The sequence below is a fragment of the Burkholderia sp. BDU5 genome (assembly GCF_001522845.1).
GTDB classification, from domain to species: Bacteria; Pseudomonadota; Gammaproteobacteria; order Burkholderiales; family Burkholderiaceae; genus Burkholderia; species Burkholderia mayonis.
The window spans coordinates 109,648-125,615 of the sequence record NZ_LOWC01000173.1; the positions used below are offsets into that span (position 1 = coordinate 109,648).

Genomic DNA, 15,968 nt, shown 5'->3' on the forward strand with positions numbered 1-15,968 from the left:
CCCGCGTATTCATCGGACGCTTCCACCGAACGATCCCCCGAATGCACTCCCGAACGCTCCCCCAAAACCGCGCCGCGTCCGCCCGGAGCGCTCGCCGGCCGCGAGCCGGGATCTATCCCGTATAATCGATCGTTTCAGAAACGCGCCGCCGCCCGCCCGCCGGAACGGCCGGCGCTCAACCCCCAGTTTTGGCCTGACCGTCCCCGCACGCTATGAAAGCCGCCGAAATCCGCGAGAAATTCCTCAAGTTCTTCGAATCGAAGGGCCACACGATCGTCCGCTCGTCGAGCCTCGTGCCCGGAAACGACCCCACGCTGCTCTTCACCAATTCGGGGATGGTGCAGTTCAAGGACGTGTTCCTCGGCGCCGAGACGCGCCCATACTCCCGCGCGACCACGTCGCAGCGCAGCGTGCGCGCGGGCGGCAAGCACAACGACCTCGAGAACGTCGGCTACACCGCGCGCCACCACACGTTCTTCGAGATGCTCGGCAACTTCTCGTTCGGCGACTACTTCAAGCACGACGCGATCCACTATGCATGGGAGCTGCTGACGGCCGTCTACCGGCTGCCCGCCGACAAGCTCTGGGTGACCGTCTATCACGACGACGACGAGGCGTACGACATCTGGGCGAAGGAAGTCGGCGTGCCGGCCGAGCGGATCATCCGTATCGGCGACAACAAGGGCGCGCGCTACGCGTCGGACAACTTCTGGCAGATGGGCGACACGGGGCCGTGCGGCCCGTGCTCGGAAATCTTCTACGACCACGGCCCGGACGTCTGGGGCGGCCCGCCGGGATCGCCCGAAGAAGACGGCGACCGCTACATCGAGATCTGGAACCTCGTGTTCATGCAGTTCAATCGCGATGCGCAAGGCAACATGACGCGTCTGCCGAAGCCTTGCGTCGACACCGGCATGGGCCTCGAGCGGATCGCGGCCGTGCTGCAGCACGTGCACAGCAACTACGAGATCGATCTGTTCCAGAATCTCATCAAGGCCGCCGCGCGCGAGACCGGCATCAGCGACCTGACGAACAACTCGCTGAAGGTGATCGCCGATCACATCCGCGCGTGCTCGTTCCTGATCGTCGACGGCGTGATCCCCGGCAACGAAGGCCGCGGCTACGTGCTGCGCCGGATCGTGCGCCGCGCGATCCGCCACGGCTACAAGCTCGGCCGCAAGGAATCGTTTTTCCACAAGCTGGTGGCCGATCTCGTCGCGGAAATGGGCGAAGCGTATCCGGAGCTGAAGGAGGCCGAGCAGCGCGTGACCGACGTGCTGCGCCAGGAAGAAGAGCGCTTCTTCGAGACGATCGAGCACGGGATGTCGATCCTCGAGGCCGCGCTCGGCGACCTCGACGCCGCGGCAGGTGACAAAACCGGCGGCAAGACGCTCGACGGCGAGCTCGCGTTCAAGCTGCACGATACCTACGGCTTCCCGCTCGACCTGACGGCCGACGTGTGCCGCGAGCGCGGCGTGACGGTCGACGAGCCGGCGTTCGACGACGCGATGGCGCGCCAGCGCGAGCAGGCGCGCGCGGCCGGCAAGTTCAGGGCGACGCAGGGCCTCGATTACACGGGCGCGAAGACGACGTTCCACGGCTACGAGGCAATCGCATTCGACGACGCGAAGGTCGTCGCGCTGTACGTCGACGGTTCGTCGGTCAACGAAGCGAAGGCGGGCCAGAGCGCGGTCGTCGTGCTCGACCACACGCCGTTCTATGCGGAATCGGGCGGCCAGGTCGGCGACCAGGGCGTGCTCGCGAACGCGGTCACGCGCTTTGCGGTCGCCGACACGCTGAAGGTCCAGGCCGACGTGATCGGCCACCACGGCGAACTCGAGCAGGGCGCGCTCAAGGTCGGCGACGTAGTCCGCGCGGAAATCGATGCCGAGCGCCGCGCGCGCACCGCTCGCAACCACTCGGCGACGCACCTGATGCACAAGGCGCTGCGCGACGTGCTCGGCTCGCACGTGCAGCAAAAGGGTTCGCTCGTCGACGCGGACAAGACCCGCTTCGACTTCGCGCACAACGCGCCGCTGACGGACGACGAAATCCGCCGCGTCGAAGCCATCGTCAACGAGCAGGTGCTCGCGAACGCGCCCGGCGTCGTGCGCGTGATGCCGTACGACGACGCGGTGAAGGGCGGTGCGATGGCGCTCTTCGGCGAGAAGTACGGCGACGAAGTGCGCGTGCTCGATCTCGGCTTTTCGCGCGAGCTGTGCGGCGGCACGCACGTGCATCGCACGGGTGACATCGGCTTCTTCAAGATCGTCGCGGAAGGCGGCGTCGCGGCGGGCATCCGCCGCGTCGAGGCGATCACGGGCGACAACGCGGTGCGCTACGTGCAGGCGCTCGATGCGTGCGTGAACGCCGCGGCGGCCGCGCTGAAGGCGCAGCCGTCCGAGTTGATCCAGCGGATCGGCCAGGTGCAGGACCAGGTGAAGTCGCTCGAGAAGGAGCTCGCCGCGTTGAAATCGAAGCTCGCGTCGAGCCAGGGCGACGAGCTCGCGCTGCAGGCGGTCGAAGTGGGCGGCGTGCACGTGCTTGCCGCGACGCTCGACGGCGCGGACGCGAAGACGCTGCGCGAGACCGTCGACAAGCTGAAGGACAAGCTGAAGAGTGCGGCGATCGTGCTCGCGGCGGTCGACGGCGGCAAGGTGAGCCTGATCGCCGGCGTGACCGCCGACGCGAGCAAGAAGGTGAAGGCGGGCGAGCTCGTCAACTTCGTCGCGCAGCAGGTGGGCGGCAAGGGCGGCGGCCGGCCGGACATGGCGCAGGCGGGCGGCACCGAGCCGGCGAATCTGCCGGCGGCGCTGGCGGGCGTGAAGGGCTGGGTCGAAGCGCGGCTGTAACGCGGCCGTAACGCGCGGCCGGGTGGCGCGTCGAGGCTCGGCGCGCCGCCTTCGCAGCGGAGGCGCGTGACGCGGCCGGCGCACGGTGTCGTGGGCGGCGGCGGCCGGGCGGCCGAAGGCCGGTATGTTCGGCTCGCTTGCGGTGGTCGCCTGTACCGTCCGTGATCACCACGGCAAAGACCAGATGATCGAATGACCGAGACGGTCCAATCGGCTTGCGCCGGTTGGACCGTTTTCTTTTGGGGCGACGATGTTCGCGGCAGTGTTTTGCATCGTCATGTCTTGCCATGGCACGCCCGTCACGCCACGTCCACGCCGCGTCCGCGCGTCGACCTCGTCAGGCCGGCAGCGTCTCGTCCGCCGTGCCGCGGCGCGTGCGCCGGCGCGAGGCTTTCGCGGCTTCGTCTGTCGCGACGTCGGTCGGGCTCGCCGCGGCGGCGGCGTCTCGCAACGCATCGCGCAGTGCAGCGAGCGCCGCCGACAAATGTCCCTGGCGCCAGACCAGCATCGTGTCGATCGGCGTGAAGTCCGCGAGCGCGTGCACGCCGAGGCTGTCCGGCTCGCGCTGGACCGTGAGCACCGAGCGCGGCGCGACCGCGACGCCCGCGCCCGCCGCGACGCACGCGACGATCGCGTGATACGAGCCGAGTTCGAGCACGCGCCCGGGCTTCAGTCCGTATGCGGCGTACCAGCGCTCGACGCAGCCGCGATACGCGCAGCCGCGCTCGAACGCGACGAGCGTCGGCAGTAGCACATCGCGCGGCGTGCGCACACGCGGATGGCCGCGCGGCGTCAGCAGCACGAGTTCTTCGGTGAATGCGGGCGCGGTCTCGAACGGCTCGCCGAGCGCCTCGGAGCCGGCCGGCGTCGCGACCAGCGCGGCATCGAGCTCGAATTCGCGCACCTGGTGGATCAGTTTGCCGGTCGTGCCGGTGACGAGCTCGAGCGTGACTTCGGGCCACGCCTGGTGATAGCGGGCGAGAAGCGCGGGCAGCCGGCTCGCCGCAGTGCTCTCCATCGCGCCGAGCCGCAATCGGCCGCGCGGCCGGTTCTCGCGGACCGCATGGCGCGCCTCGTCGGCGAGCGCGAGCAGGCGCTCCGCGTACGGCAACAGCGTCTCGCCGGCGGGCGTCAGCACGAGCCGGCGGCCGTCGCGCACGAAAAGCGGCGCGCCGAGCTGTTCCTCCAGTTGCTTGATGCGGGTCGTGACGTTCGATTGCACGCGATTGAGCTTCGCGGCCGCACGCGTCACACCGTTCTCGCGCACGACCGCGCGAAAGATCGCCAGCGCCGCCAGATCCATGATTCTCTCCATGGGATGGATTGAATCTGAATTATTCATTTTTCGAGAACGATTGGTCAAGCTAGCATCGAGTCGACTTTGGCCTTGCCGCGACGCTTCCGACCCTTCGAGTGGGCCGCTTCGCCCCTGAATTCGATCGCCCCTGAATCCGATGAGCTCACTTTCTTCTTCCCGTGGCGAAGCCGGCGCGCCGCCTTATGTGTCGTCCGGCGAGCGCGCGGCGCGCGATGCGGCGCTCGCGTGCGCGGCGGCGCTCGCTGTCGCGCTCGGTGTCGGGCGCTTCGCATTCACGCCGCTGCTGCCGCTGATGCTCGCGGGCGGCGAGCTCGACATCCGGCATGGCGGCTGGCTCGCGTCCGCGAACTACGCTGGCTACTTCGTCGGTGCAATGACCTGCGCGCGCATCGCTGTCGATCCTGTGCGGATGGTGCGCTACGGGCTCGTGGCGACGGTCGCGCTGACGCTCGCGATGGGCATCGCGAGCCCGTTCTGGGTATGGGCGCTCGTGCGCTTCGTCGGCGGCGCGGTCAGCGCATGGACGTTCGTGTTCGCGTCGCAGTGGGGGCTGCGGCGTGTCGCCGAGCGAGGCGCGCTTGCGTGGGGCGGCGTGATCTTCACCGGGCCGGGGGTCGGGATCGTCGTGACCGGGCTGATCGGCTCCGTGTTGGCGGGGCAGCGCGCGGCGCTCGGATGGATCGGGTTCGCGGCGGCGTCGGCGGTGCTGTCGGCGGTGGTGTGGCGCGCGTTCGGGACGACGGCGCGCGAGCCGGTGCGCGACGCGGGCGGCGAGCGTTCTCGCAACGGCGCGGAGAATGGCGGCGACGCAGCCGGCGCGGCAGATGCGAGCGGCCGCGCCGAGGCGAGGCGTGCGATCGGGTTGGCCGGAGCGGCCAACGCGGCCAACGCGACCAACGCAGCGACAGCCATATCCGCGAAAAATTTCACGTCCGCGAACGTCGCCCGCCCGCGTGAGGCGGTTGCGGCATCGACCGGGAGCGCGCCGAACGCATCGCCGGCCGACGCCCGACGCGACGCGTTCTGGCTCGTGCTCCTTTACGGGCTGCCCGGCTTCGGCTACATCGTCACGGCGACGTTCCTGCCCGTGATCGCCCGCGCCGCGCTGCCCGCGCGCTCGCCGTGGCCCGATCTGTTCTGGCCGATGTTCGGTGCGGCGCTGATCGTCGGCGCGCTGCTCGGCGCGAGGCTGCCGAGCCGCTGGGACAACCGGCTGTTGCTCGCGGTCTGCTGCGCGGTGCAGGCGATCGGTGTCGCGCTCGGCATCGTCTGGCCGACGGCGCCCGGATTTGCGCTCGGCAGCGCGCTCGTCGGCTTGCCGTTCACCGCGATCACGCTGTTCGCGATGCGCGAAGCGCGCCGCCTGCGCGGCGAACGCGCGGCGGGCCTGATGGGCTATGCGACCGCGTCGTACGGCGTCGGCCAGATCGTCGGGCCGCTGGCGGCCGCGCCGCTCGCCGCGCATGCCGGCTCGTTTTCGCCGGCGCTGTGGCTCGCGTCGGCCGTGTTGGCCGTCGGGGCGGCGGGGTTTGCGGCCGTCGCGTTGCACGCCACACGTGCGGCGAAACACGGCAGCGGCGTTGCTTGAGCGCTCGACCGGTAGCCGCCGGGCGAAGCGGTTGCGTGCGTTTCGAGCGTGTATGTCGAACCGATGCCGCCGGCACGCGTCGTGCTCCGCGCCCGGCGCGACGATGCTTCGTTCGCGCTGCTGTCGATTTTCTTTTTCGCATCGGGTGCGAGGTCGCCGACTCTCGCCGCCGCTTTCCCCCTTTCTTGTTCGGATCCAATTCACGGCGAATCCACGTTGCCGTTCGGCGCGCGTTCCGCATCGATCGGGCGAGCGCCGACCGAGCCGAATCGCCGCCGCGATTCACGTCATCCGGCGTGCACAGACTCGCGGCTCCTTTCGAATGTTCGCACGGCGCTCGCCGAGCATCCACGCATGCTCGGCGAGCGTCTGACGAGCGTTCGCCGCGAGTAGCGGCCCGTTGCAGATTTTATGGAAGCACGGACTCACGGCCGTCGGCTGCTATGCAATAATCGATCTATCAGTGCTTGCTAGTCCTTTGCGCGCCGCGCAACGGGCCCCTGGCGTAACGATTGCCTTGGAGGTGCACTGTGTATCGTCAAACGCTTGGCCGCACCTTGGTTCACGCTGCAGCGATCGGGGTGGTGCTTGCTGGCTATGCTTGCCTGCAGCCGACGGCGACCGCAGCAGGCACCCTGCCGCAGCCTGTGAAGGCGAAGCGAATCGCACAGACCGGTCCGGTAGGGCCGGTCGATTTCCCCACGCTCGTCGAGCGATACGGGCCCGCCGTCGTGAACGTCAGCGTGGCCGCGCCGGAGCCGCAAATGTCGGCATCCGGTCTCGAGGCCCTTGATCCCGACGATCCGTTCTCCGCGTACTTCAAGCTGGGCGTGCCGCAGCCGCCGACGTCGCAGGACAACCCGCCGCGCGCGATGGCGGGCGCCGGATCCGGTTTCATCGTCAGCGCCGACGGTCTCATCCTGACGACCGCCTACGTGGTCGGCCAGGCTTCCGAGGTGACGGTCCGGCTGATCGATCGACGCGAGTTCAAGGCGCGGGTGTTGGCGGTCGACGATCAGAGCGACGTCGCCGTCCTTCAGGTCGATGCGACGAGGCTGCCGACGGTGAGGCTCGGCGACTCGTCGCGGGTGCGCGTCGGCGAGCCGGTGCTGACGATCGGCACGCCCGACGGCTCGGCGAACACGGTGACGACGGGCATCGTCAGCGCGATGTCGCGCACGCTGCCGGACGGCGGCAGCTTCCCGTTCTTCCAGACCGACGTGACCGGCAATCTCGACAACTCGGGCGGCCCGGTATTCAACCGCGCGGGCGAGGTGATCGGCATCGACGTGCAGATCTATGCGGGCGGCGACCGTTATCCGAGCGTGACTTTTGCAATCCCGATCAATCTGGCGGCGAAGGTGCGCACGCAGGTGCTGGAGGCGCAACAGCAAACGCGGCAGCAAGCGCAGCAACAGGCGCAGCAGGTGCAGCGCACGGCGCCGCCGGGCGGGCTGGGCGTCGACGTGCAGGACGTCGGACCGGGGCTTGCGGCCGCGTTCGGTTTGCCGCGGTCGGCGGGCGCGCTCGTCAACGCGGTCGAGCCGGGATCGCCCGCCGCCGCGATCGGCCTGAAGCCGGGCGACGTGATCGTGCGGATCGGCGACAAGCCGATCGGCCGCTCGGCCGAGCTCGCCAGCGATGTAGCTGCGCTGCCGCCCGGGACGAACACGGCGCTCACGCTGCTTCGCAACCGGGCGCCGATGACGCTGATGCTCGGGCCGGGCGCGGCCGCAGCCGCAGGAACGTCGGCCGGGATGTCGTCGGGGAGTGCGAGCGTCGGTCGGAGCGGAGTCGGCGGCGCGGACCGCCTGGGTCTGACGATGCATCCGCTGACGGACGACGAGCGTCGTTCGACCGGGCTGCCGGTCGGCATGGTGGTCGACGCGGTGCGCGGGCCGGCGGCGAACGCAGGCATCCAGCCGGGCGATGTCGTGCTGGAGTTCAACGACACGCTGATCGAGACGCCGGACATGGTGCCGGCGTTGGAGGCGAAGGCCGGGAAGGTGGTGGCGGTGCTGATTCAGCGGGGCGGAGAGCGCAAGTTCGTGTCGGTCAAGCTGAGATGAGCCGCCGTGCGCGGACGGCTCGAGGTGCGGGGACCCGCGGAGGCGCGGCGAAGCGTTTCCAGGCCCCGGTGCCGTGCAACGGCCCCATGGCTCGCGATTTTCGTCGTTACGCCGGATGAGCTTGCGTCGCGGGCGCTTCGCGCATTGGCGCGTCCTGACCGTCGGCCCGGGAGACGGCTGCCACGATGCGGCTCATCAAATCGTGCAAATCCCCGATGTCGGCGAAGTCGGCGGCCGCCAGCAGCACCTCGAATCGGCCGTTCTCCAACAGAAGCGCGAGCGGGTAGGCCGAGAAAGCTTGCGCATAGGTCTTGAAGAACGTATCGCGATGATGGTATTCGACTGCCATGCCGAGTCGTTCCGCGAAATCCTTCCAGTCTTCGTTCAGTTTCATCCCGTCGTAGATCAGCGCGCACAAGCGGCATTCATAGGTGCCGGGCGAAAACGTTTTATGCATCAGATGCATGACGCTGTTGATGAAGCCGCTGTCGCCGTTGTAGACAAAAACGAGTTTTCGCATGAATCGCTCCTAGTGGGTGGAAAGATATTCGCGCATCAAGGCTCGCGCCCGATGCAAACGACTCTTGATCGAAGAAGGGCGTTCTCCTAGATCGTCGGCTATTTCCTTGATGCTCTTCTCCTCGAAATCGCGCAGGAGAATGATTTCGAGGTAATGCGGCGGGAGCGATTCGAATGCCCCGAGCAGATCCACTCGCATGGCGGCGCTGTCGACGTCGGTGCCGCGTTCCTCGAGGCCGCCGTCCGATTCGCCGACGAACCGGGACTGCGCATGATGCAGTCGATGGCATTCCCGCTTGACCGTCGTCGACAGCCACGCGGGCAGGGCATCCGGGGATCTGATCAGGCGAAGGTGCTGGACGAATGCGAGCAGCGCCGCCTGGACCGCGTCCTCCAGGTCACTGAAGCGGCAATGGGCCCTGGCGTAGCGTTTGACGTCCGTTCGGCAGACGGCCAGCAGCTGCGCCAATGCGCTGGCGTCGCCGGATCTGGCGGCTTCCATGAGGGTAGGGCGATCGGATATCGGCGTTTTCATCTGGGGATCATCGGAGCGACAAGATTATCGATTCTCAAAAGAGAAGAGCACCCGGCCGGCCATTTGGATTCGCGGCGCCGGCGTTTTTTTCGAAACCGAATCGGGCGCTTCGCGTGGTTGCTTGGGAAGATGCCGAAATGCACGCTGCCCCGTCGAAATAGCGCCCGACGGCCTTTGGTAATCAGGCGAAAGTATTTTGAATGGTAGCGCCGACGCGAACGGTGAGAACCCCGCCGGCCACGTCCCTCTCGGCCAAATTCGCTAGAATGAAACCTTCCAGACCCGAGCGGCTTGCCAGGCTCGGTCGCTCCAAGAATCGAGCCAGTTCCCGCATCTCTCCCCGACGATGACCATCGCAGACTACCAATTCTGTCCACGCTGCGCGCGCGCGCTCGCCGAGCGCGCCGATTCCGCCGAGGAGGGCGGCCGCGTGCGCCGCGCGTGTCCCGACGCAACCTGCGGCTATGTCCATTGGAACAACCCGATCCCCGTCGTCGCCGCGATCGTCGAGTACGAAGGCAAGATCCTCCTCGCGCGCAACGCCGCGTGGCCCGAAGGCGTGTTCGCGCTCATCACCGGCTTTCTCGAGCATGGCGAAACGCCCGAGGCGGGGATCGCCCGCGAAGTGCGCGAGGAGACGGCGCTCGACGCCGAATCGGTGAAGCTCGTCGGCGTCTACGAATTCATCCGCAAGAACGAATTGATCATCGCGTATCACGTCCGCGCGAACGGGACCATTCGCCTCTCGCCGGAACTGCTCGAATACCGGCTCGTCGAACCGCCGAAGCTGCGCCCGTGGCGCGCCGGCACGGGCCAGGCGCTCGCCGACTGGATGCGCGCGCGCAGCCTCGACTTCGAATTCGTCGACTTCCCCGGTCAGTAGGGAACGAAGCAGCGGGCCGCGCGGGCGCGGCCCGCCGGCGGCGGCGTTAGCCGGCGCGCGCCGCCTGCACCGCGGTGCCGTAGCACAGCACTTCGGTCACGCCCGATGCGATCTCGGTCGCGTCGTAGCGCATGCCGATGATCGCATTGCCGCCCATCTGCCTCGCCTGTTCGACCATCCGCTCGTAAGCATCCTGCCGCGCCCGCTCGCACAGCGACGTGTAGAGCGAGATGTTGCCGCCGAACAGCGTTTGAATCGATGCGCCGAACGTGCCGACGATCGACCGCGAACGCACGACGACGCCGCGCGCGACGCCGAGCGAGCGTTCGATCCGGTAGCCCGGAATGTCGAACGCGGTCGTGATGAGCTGCGGATCTGCCATGATGTTTCCTCGTCAATGTGAAAATACCCGTGCGCCGCGCCGCTTGGAATTTGCCGCAATCTGTGCTTTTCTGTGCGGCACGCCCGCTGCGCCGCGCCCGGCGTCGCATGTTCGCCCGGACGGCGGCCGCTTGTCCAGCGTCGGGCGGCGTGTCGGCCCCGCGTTCGCGCGCCGCCTGACGATTCGAACGAGCACGATCGGAGGAGACTTCCCGTGGCCTACATCTATTACCTGACGCACATCCATCTCGGCGACGACGCGCTCGCGATGCTCTCGGCCGAATGCGCACGGAGCGGCATCACGCGCCCGCTCGTCGTGACCGACAAGGGCGTCGCGGCGGCGGGGCTCGTCGATCGCACGCTCGACGCGCTCGGGTTCGGCGCGCTGCCGGTATTCGACGACACGCCGTCGAATCCGACCGAGGCGGCCGTGCTCGCCGCCGCGCAGCGCTATCGCGACGACGGTTGCGACGGGCTCGTCGCGATCGGCGGCGGCTCGGCGATCGATCTCGCGAAGGGCGTCGCGATCGCGGCGACGCATCCGCTGCCGCTCACGCAATACGCGACGATCGAAGGCGGCAGCGACAGGATCACCGCGGCCGTCGCGCCGCTCGTCGCGGTGCCGACGACGTCGGGCACGGGCAGCGAGGTCGCGCGCGGCGCGATCCTGATCCTGAACGACGGCCGCAAGCTCGGCTTTCACTCGTGGCATCTGTTGCCGAAGGCGGCGATCTGCGATCCGTCGCTGACACTCGGCCTGCCGCCCGGGCTCACGGCCGCGACCGGCATGGACGCGATCGCGCACTGCATCGAGACGTTCCTCGCGCCGGCGTTCAATCCGCCCGCCGACGGCATCGCGCTCGACGGCCTCGAACGCGCATGGGCGCACATCGCGCGCGCGACGCACGACGGCGGCGACCGCGCCGCGCGTCTCGCGATGATGAGCGCGTCGATGCAAGGCGCGCTGGCGTTCCAGAAGGGGCTCGGCTGCGTGCATTCGCTGTCGCATCCGCTGGGCGGCGTGAAGGTGAACGGCAGGACGTCGCTGCATCACGGTACGCTGAACGCGGTCGTGCTGCCCGCCGTGCTGCGCTTCAACGAGCGCGCGCCGACCGTCGTCGCCGAGCGCCGCTATGCGCGGATGCGCCGCGTGATGAACCTGCCCGACGGCGCGGACCTGCCGCAGGCGCTGCACGACATGACCGCGCGCCTCGGCCTGCCGACGGGGCTGAGGCAGATGGGCGTCGACGAAAGCGCGTTCGATCACGTGATCGAGGGCGCGCTCGTCGATCACTGCCACAAGACGAATCCGCGCGTCGCGTCGGCCGACGATTACCGGCGCATGCTCGTCGAATCGCTCTGACGGCGCGGCGCGGTTCGTCGCGCAACGCATCGCCGGCATTCGACCATGCAGCCCACATCCAGAAAGCATCCAACAAGCATCCAGCAACCGCCTTTTCGCCTCGCGCCGACATGTCCGCCGCCAAACCCGTTCCGCTGCCGCGCAGCGCCTATCGCCACTTCCTGCCGATCACGACGCGCTGGATGGACAACGATGTCTATGGGCACGTCAACAACGTCGTCTACTACAGCTACTTCGACACGGTCGTCAACGAATACCTGATCCGCCGCGGCGTGCTCGACGTCGAGCACGGCGAGACGATCGGCCTCGTCGTCGAGACGCAGTGCAACTACTTCGCGCCGCTCGTGTTTCCGCAGCGCGTCGAAGCGGGGCTGCGGGTCGCGCGGCTCGGCGCGTCGAGCGTGCGCTACGGGATCGGCCTCTTCGCGGACGGCGGGACGTCGGCCGCCGCGCAAGGCCATTTCGTGCACGTGTACGTCGATCGCGCGACGCGCCGTCCGGTGCCGCTGCCCGAACCGCTGCGCGCCGCGCTCGAGTCGCTCGCCGTGGAGGCGGCCTGACGCGGTGCAGTCGATCGTCATCAATCTGCTGAACGGCCTGAGCTACGGGCTGTTGCTGTTCATGCTGTGCGCGGGGCTCACGCTGATCTTCAGCATGCTGGGCGTGCTGAATTTCGCGCATGCGAGCTTTTACATGCTGGGCGCCTACGTCGGCTTGGCGATCGCCGCGCACACGAATTTCTGGTTCGCGCTCGCCGTCGCGCCGCTCGTCGTCGGCGCGTTCGGCGCGCTGTGCGAGCGCACGCTGCTGCGGCGCGTGAGGGCGAGCGGCCATCTCGACGAATTGCTGCTGACGTTCGGGCTCGCGTATCTGATCGCCGAAGGCGTGAAGCTCGCGTGGGGGCTCGCGCCGCTCGCCGCGCCCGTGCCGGCCGCGCTCGACGGCGCCGCGTTCACCGTCTACGGCGCCGCGTTTTCGCGGTATCGCGTGTTCATGATGGCCGTGTCGGTCGCGATGCTCGGCGTGTCGTGGGCGGGGCTGCGCGTGTCGCAAACGGGGCTCGTCGTGCGCGCGGCGCTCACGCATCGCGCGGCCGTCGAGGCGCTCGGCCACGACGTGCCGCGCGTGATGACGCTCGTGTTCGCCGCGGGCACTGCGCTCGCCGCGCTGGCTGGCGTGATCGGCGCGCCGCTCACGGTGATCGAGCCTGCGATGGCGGAGACGCTCGGCTCGGTCGTGTTCGCGGTGATCGTGATCGGCGGGCTCGGCTCGCTCGCGGGCGCGCTCGCCGCATCGCTCGTCGTCGGCTGCGCGCAGACGTTCGCGACGGCGAGCAGCGCGTCGCTCGGCGCGGCCGCCGAGTGGGCCGGCATCGCGCTGCCCGACGCGTGGCGCGCGCTGACGGTCGCGCAGCTCGCGCCGCTGATTCCGTATCTGCTGCTCGTCGCGGTGCTCGCTTGCCGCGCGCGCGGCCTGTTCGGCGAGCGCGCCGATGTCTAGCGCGACCGTGCGAAGCCGCCTGTCGCATGCGTGGCCGTGGTTCGCGCTGATCGCGCTCCTCGCCGTGCCCGCGCTCGCGTGGCCGTGCGGCTGGATGCTCGGCTATCTCGCGCAGACGGCCGCGCTGATCGTGCTCGCGCTGTCGTACAACCTGCTGCTCGGCACGACCGGGCTGCTGTCGTTCGGGCACGCAGCGTTCGCGGGGCTCGGCGCGTTCGCCGCCGCGCACGTGTTCAACCGCTATGGCTTGCCGCTGCCGCTCGTGCCGCTCGCGGGCGGCGTCGCGGGCGCGGGCTTCGGCGCGCTGTTCGGCTTCATCGCGACGCGGCGCGCGGGCACCGCGTTCGCGATGATCACGCTCGGGCTTGGCGAACTCGTCGCCGCGGCCGCGTGGAGCGTGCCCGACTGGTTCGGCGGCGCGGGAGGCGTGTCGATCGACCGGGCGAGCGGCCCCGCGCTCGGCGCGTGGCATTTCGCGCGGCCGATGCACGCGTATGCGCTGATCGCGCTCTGGTGCATCGGCGCGGCGGCCACGATGCGCGCGCTCGCGCGCACGCCGTTCGCGCGGCTCGCGAACGCGGTCCGCGACAACCCGGCGCGCGTCGCCACGCTCGGCACCGATCCGCGTCGCGTGCGCTACGCGATGGCGGTCGCGGCGGCGTTTTTTGCAGGCGTATCGGGTGCGCTCACGCTGATCGATGTCGAGGTCGCAACGTCGGAGAGCGTCGGGATGCTGCGCTCGGGCGCCGTGCTGTTCGCGACCGTGATCGGCGGCGCGACGGGGTTCTTCGGGCCCGTCGTCGGCGCGGCGCTGCTGACGTTCTTCAGCGTGTTCGTCGCGAGCGTGTCGCGGGCGTGGCTGCTGTATCTGGGCGTGTTGTTCGTCGCCGTCGTGCTGGCGGCGCCGGGCGGCGTGAGCGGCGGGTGGCGCGCGCGGCGCGATGCGCGGCGGCAGGGCGGCGCGCGCGTCGACTGGCGGCGCGAACTGCTCGGCGCGGGCGCGGCGATCGCGCTGGGCGTCGCGATCGTGTTCGTCGTCGAGCTCGCGTATGCGCTGCGGTTCGCGCAGGACGAAGGGCGGCGCGCGGTCATCGGACTTTGGCGGTTCGATGCCGGCGCGCCGTTCGGTTGGGGCATCGCGGCGGCCGCCGCGGCAATCGGCGCGGGACTCGCGCAGGCGGCGCGGCGGCGGGGCGGCGTGCATCGATCGAATGAGGCGGATGTCGATGTCGCCGACGCATCCGATGTGCGTGACGCGAGCGACGTGGTTGGCCCGGCGAGCGCGCGTGATCGCGCGAGCGTGTCCGACGACGCCACGTCGTTCGCTACGCCGATGGAGCCTGGCGCCACCGCGGGAAGCCTCGACCGCGCGAGCGTGCGGGCCGCGACCTCGCCGCCCGCGCTGCGCGTGACGAACGTCGGCAAATCGTTCGGCGCGACGCCGGTGCTCGCCGGCGTCGATCTGACGATCCGGCACGGCGAGCGCCACGCGCTGATCGGCCCGAACGGCGCGGGCAAATCGACGCTCTTCGACCTGATCGCGGGCGCGCGCGCGCCGACGCGCGGACGCATCGCGCTGAACGGCGTCGAGCTCGGGCGGCGCGGCCCGCATGCGGTCGCGCGTCTCGGGCTCGCGCGCAGCTTCCAGCAGACGAGCGTGTTCGCGCGGATGACCGTCCATGACAACCTGCGTTGCGCGGCGCTTCACGCGCCTGGGCAGCGTCGCCGCTGGCGCAACTGGCTCGCCGGCGCCGCCGCGATCGATCGCGCGGCCGACGCCGCGCTCGCGTCGATCGGCCTCGCCGCGCGCCGCGACGTGCTTGCGGGCAGCCTCAGCTATGCGGAGCAGCGCGCGCTCGACGTCGGCCTCGCGCTCGCGAGCGGCGCGTCGGTGTTTCTGTTCGACGAGCCGACGGCGGGCATGAGCCGCGACCAGGCGCGGCGGACGATCGAACTGATTCGGCGCGCGACGGCGGGCAAGACGGTGCTGATGATCGAGCACGACATGGACGCGGTGTTCGGTTTCGCCGATCGCGTGTCGGTCCTCGTGCGCGGCGAACTCGTCGCGACCGGCACGCCCGCGGCGATCCGCGCGAACGCGGCGGTGCGCGCCGCGTATCTCGGCGAGGCGTCCGAGCGATGAGCGCGCTGCTCGAACTGCGCGGCGTGCGCGCCGGATACGGCGCGCTGCCGGTGCTCGACGGCGTCGACCTGCGGATCGCGGCGGGCGAAGCCGTCGCGCTGATCGGCCGTAACGGCTCGGGCCGCTCGACGCTCGCGAAGGCGATCATGGGCATGGTGCGGGTCGCCGGTGCGGTGCGCATCGACGGCGTCGACGTCGCGGGCGAGCCGCCGTTCGCGATCGCGCGGCATCGCGTCGGCTACGTCGCCGAGAGCCGCGACGTGTTCGCGCTGCTGAGCGTCGAGGACAATTTGCGGCTCGGACTGCGCGGCGCGCGTCGCTCGGCCGCGCGCGCGGCGCTCGCCGACGCGCGCGAGCGCTATCCGATGCTCGCCGAGCGCTGGCGGACGAAGGCGGGTGTGCTGTCGGGCGGCGAGCAGCAGATGCTCGCGCTCGCGCGCGCGTTGATCGGCGCGCCGCGCGTGCTGATCGTCGACGAGCCGGCCGAAGGGCTCGCGCCGCTCGCGGTCGAGCAGGTTCGCGCGTGTCTTGCCGACGCAAAGGCGCAAGGCGTCGCGCTGCTCGTGATCGAGCAGCGGATGCAGCTTGCGCCGGCGCTCGCGTCGCGCGTCGCGGTGATGGGGCGGGGAAGAATCGTCCATGAAGGCGCGCCCGATGCGCTCGATGCGGAAACGGTCGCGCGTTGGCTCAGCGTTGGTTGAGCGTCGGCCGGGCGAGCGGGTTCCGCCGCCGTCGCTTGGATGGTCCGCCGATTTTCTGATCGGAGCGGCGGCGGGTCGTCGGCCGGGCGACTCGGCGGTGCTTCGTGCGAGCGTCG

The 15,968-nt window shown here is 69.7% G+C and carries 13 protein-coding genes; 9 read left to right on the plus strand and 4 right to left on the minus strand.

Features of this window, described 5'->3' with window-relative positions; all coding sequences use genetic code 11:
• The first annotated feature begins 212 nt into the window (after positions 1–212).
• The gene (alaS, locus tag WS69_RS29345; protein WP_059474144.1) at positions 213–2,852 is read left to right on the plus strand and encodes an alanine--tRNA ligase; all 2,640 of its coding nucleotides are present in this window, start codon (positions 213–215) and stop codon (positions 2,850–2,852) included.
• 337 nt (positions 2,853–3,189) lie between these two features.
• Here alaS and WS69_RS29350 read toward each other — a convergent pair whose 3' ends face one another.
• Positions 3,190–4,155, minus strand: a complete 966-nt coding sequence (locus tag WS69_RS29350; RefSeq protein WP_059474145.1) for a LysR substrate-binding domain-containing protein — start codon at positions 4,153–4,155, stop codon at positions 3,190–3,192.
• Positions 4,156–4,306: 151 nt separating this feature from the next.
• Between WS69_RS29350 and WS69_RS29355 the strand changes: the two genes are divergently transcribed.
• Positions 4,307–5,758: a YbfB/YjiJ family MFS transporter gene (locus tag WS69_RS29355; protein ID WP_059474146.1), complete on the plus strand. Its 1,452-nt coding sequence runs from the start codon at positions 4,307–4,309 to the stop codon at positions 5,756–5,758.
• Positions 5,759–6,288: 530 nt separating this feature from the next.
• On the plus strand, positions 6,289–7,827 hold the full coding sequence (locus tag WS69_RS29365; RefSeq protein WP_059474148.1) for a trypsin-like peptidase domain-containing protein: 1,539 nt from the start codon (positions 6,289–6,291) through the stop codon (positions 7,825–7,827).
• 106 nt (positions 7,828–7,933) lie between these two features.
• Here the strand turns inward: WS69_RS29365 and WS69_RS29370 are convergent, their stop codons facing one another.
• Positions 7,934–8,347, minus strand: coding sequence for a hypothetical protein (locus WS69_RS29370; protein ID WP_059474149.1), 414 nt, complete (start codon positions 8,345–8,347; stop codon positions 7,934–7,936).
• Between the two features lie 9 nt (positions 8,348–8,356).
• A complete protein-coding gene (locus WS69_RS29375; protein ID WP_059474150.1) occupies positions 8,357–8,881 on the minus strand; it encodes an RNA polymerase sigma factor in 525 nt (174 codons plus the stop codon).
• Between the two features lie 346 nt (positions 8,882–9,227).
• Here WS69_RS29375 and WS69_RS29380 point away from each other — a divergent pair, with 346 nt between their 5' ends.
• Positions 9,228–9,764, plus strand: a complete 537-nt coding sequence (locus WS69_RS29380) for an NUDIX domain-containing protein (protein ID WP_059474151.1) — start codon at positions 9,228–9,230, stop codon at positions 9,762–9,764.
• 46 nt (positions 9,765–9,810) lie between these two features.
• Here the strand turns inward: WS69_RS29380 and WS69_RS29385 are convergent, their stop codons facing one another.
• Positions 9,811–10,146, minus strand: a complete 336-nt coding sequence (locus tag WS69_RS29385) for a YbjQ family protein (RefSeq protein ID WP_059474152.1) — start codon at positions 10,144–10,146, stop codon at positions 9,811–9,813.
• A 213-nt stretch (positions 10,147–10,359) separates the two neighbouring features.
• On the opposite strand from WS69_RS29385, the gene WS69_RS29390 reads away from it, so the two are divergent.
• The 5 genes from WS69_RS29390 to WS69_RS29410 all read left to right on the plus strand — a co-directional run bounded on the left by WS69_RS29390 (position 10,360) and on the right by WS69_RS29410 (position 15,852).
• On the plus strand, positions 10,360–11,508 hold the full coding sequence (locus WS69_RS29390) for an iron-containing alcohol dehydrogenase (RefSeq protein ID WP_059474153.1): 1,149 nt from the start codon (positions 10,360–10,362) through the stop codon (positions 11,506–11,508).
• Between the two features lie 110 nt (positions 11,509–11,618).
• A complete protein-coding gene (locus WS69_RS29395) occupies positions 11,619–12,068 on the plus strand; it encodes an acyl-CoA thioesterase (RefSeq protein WP_059474154.1) in 450 nt (149 codons plus the stop codon).
• Between the two features lie 4 nt (positions 12,069–12,072).
• A complete protein-coding gene (locus WS69_RS29400; protein WP_059474155.1) occupies positions 12,073–13,008 on the plus strand; it encodes a branched-chain amino acid ABC transporter permease in 936 nt (311 codons plus the stop codon).
• Positions 13,001–15,151, plus strand: a complete 2,151-nt coding sequence (locus WS69_RS29405; protein WP_059474156.1) for a branched-chain amino acid ABC transporter ATP-binding protein/permease — start codon at positions 13,001–13,003, stop codon at positions 15,149–15,151. Before WS69_RS29400 ends, WS69_RS29405 begins: the two co-directional genes overlap by 8 nt.
• Positions 15,148–15,852 carry an ABC transporter ATP-binding protein gene (locus WS69_RS29410; protein WP_059474157.1) on the plus strand — a complete coding sequence of 235 codons (705 nt, stop codon included), beginning with the start codon at positions 15,148–15,150 and terminating at the stop codon, positions 15,850–15,852. The genes WS69_RS29405 and WS69_RS29410 overlap by 4 nt, the downstream gene beginning before the upstream one ends.
• Positions 15,853–15,968 lie beyond the last annotated feature (116 nt).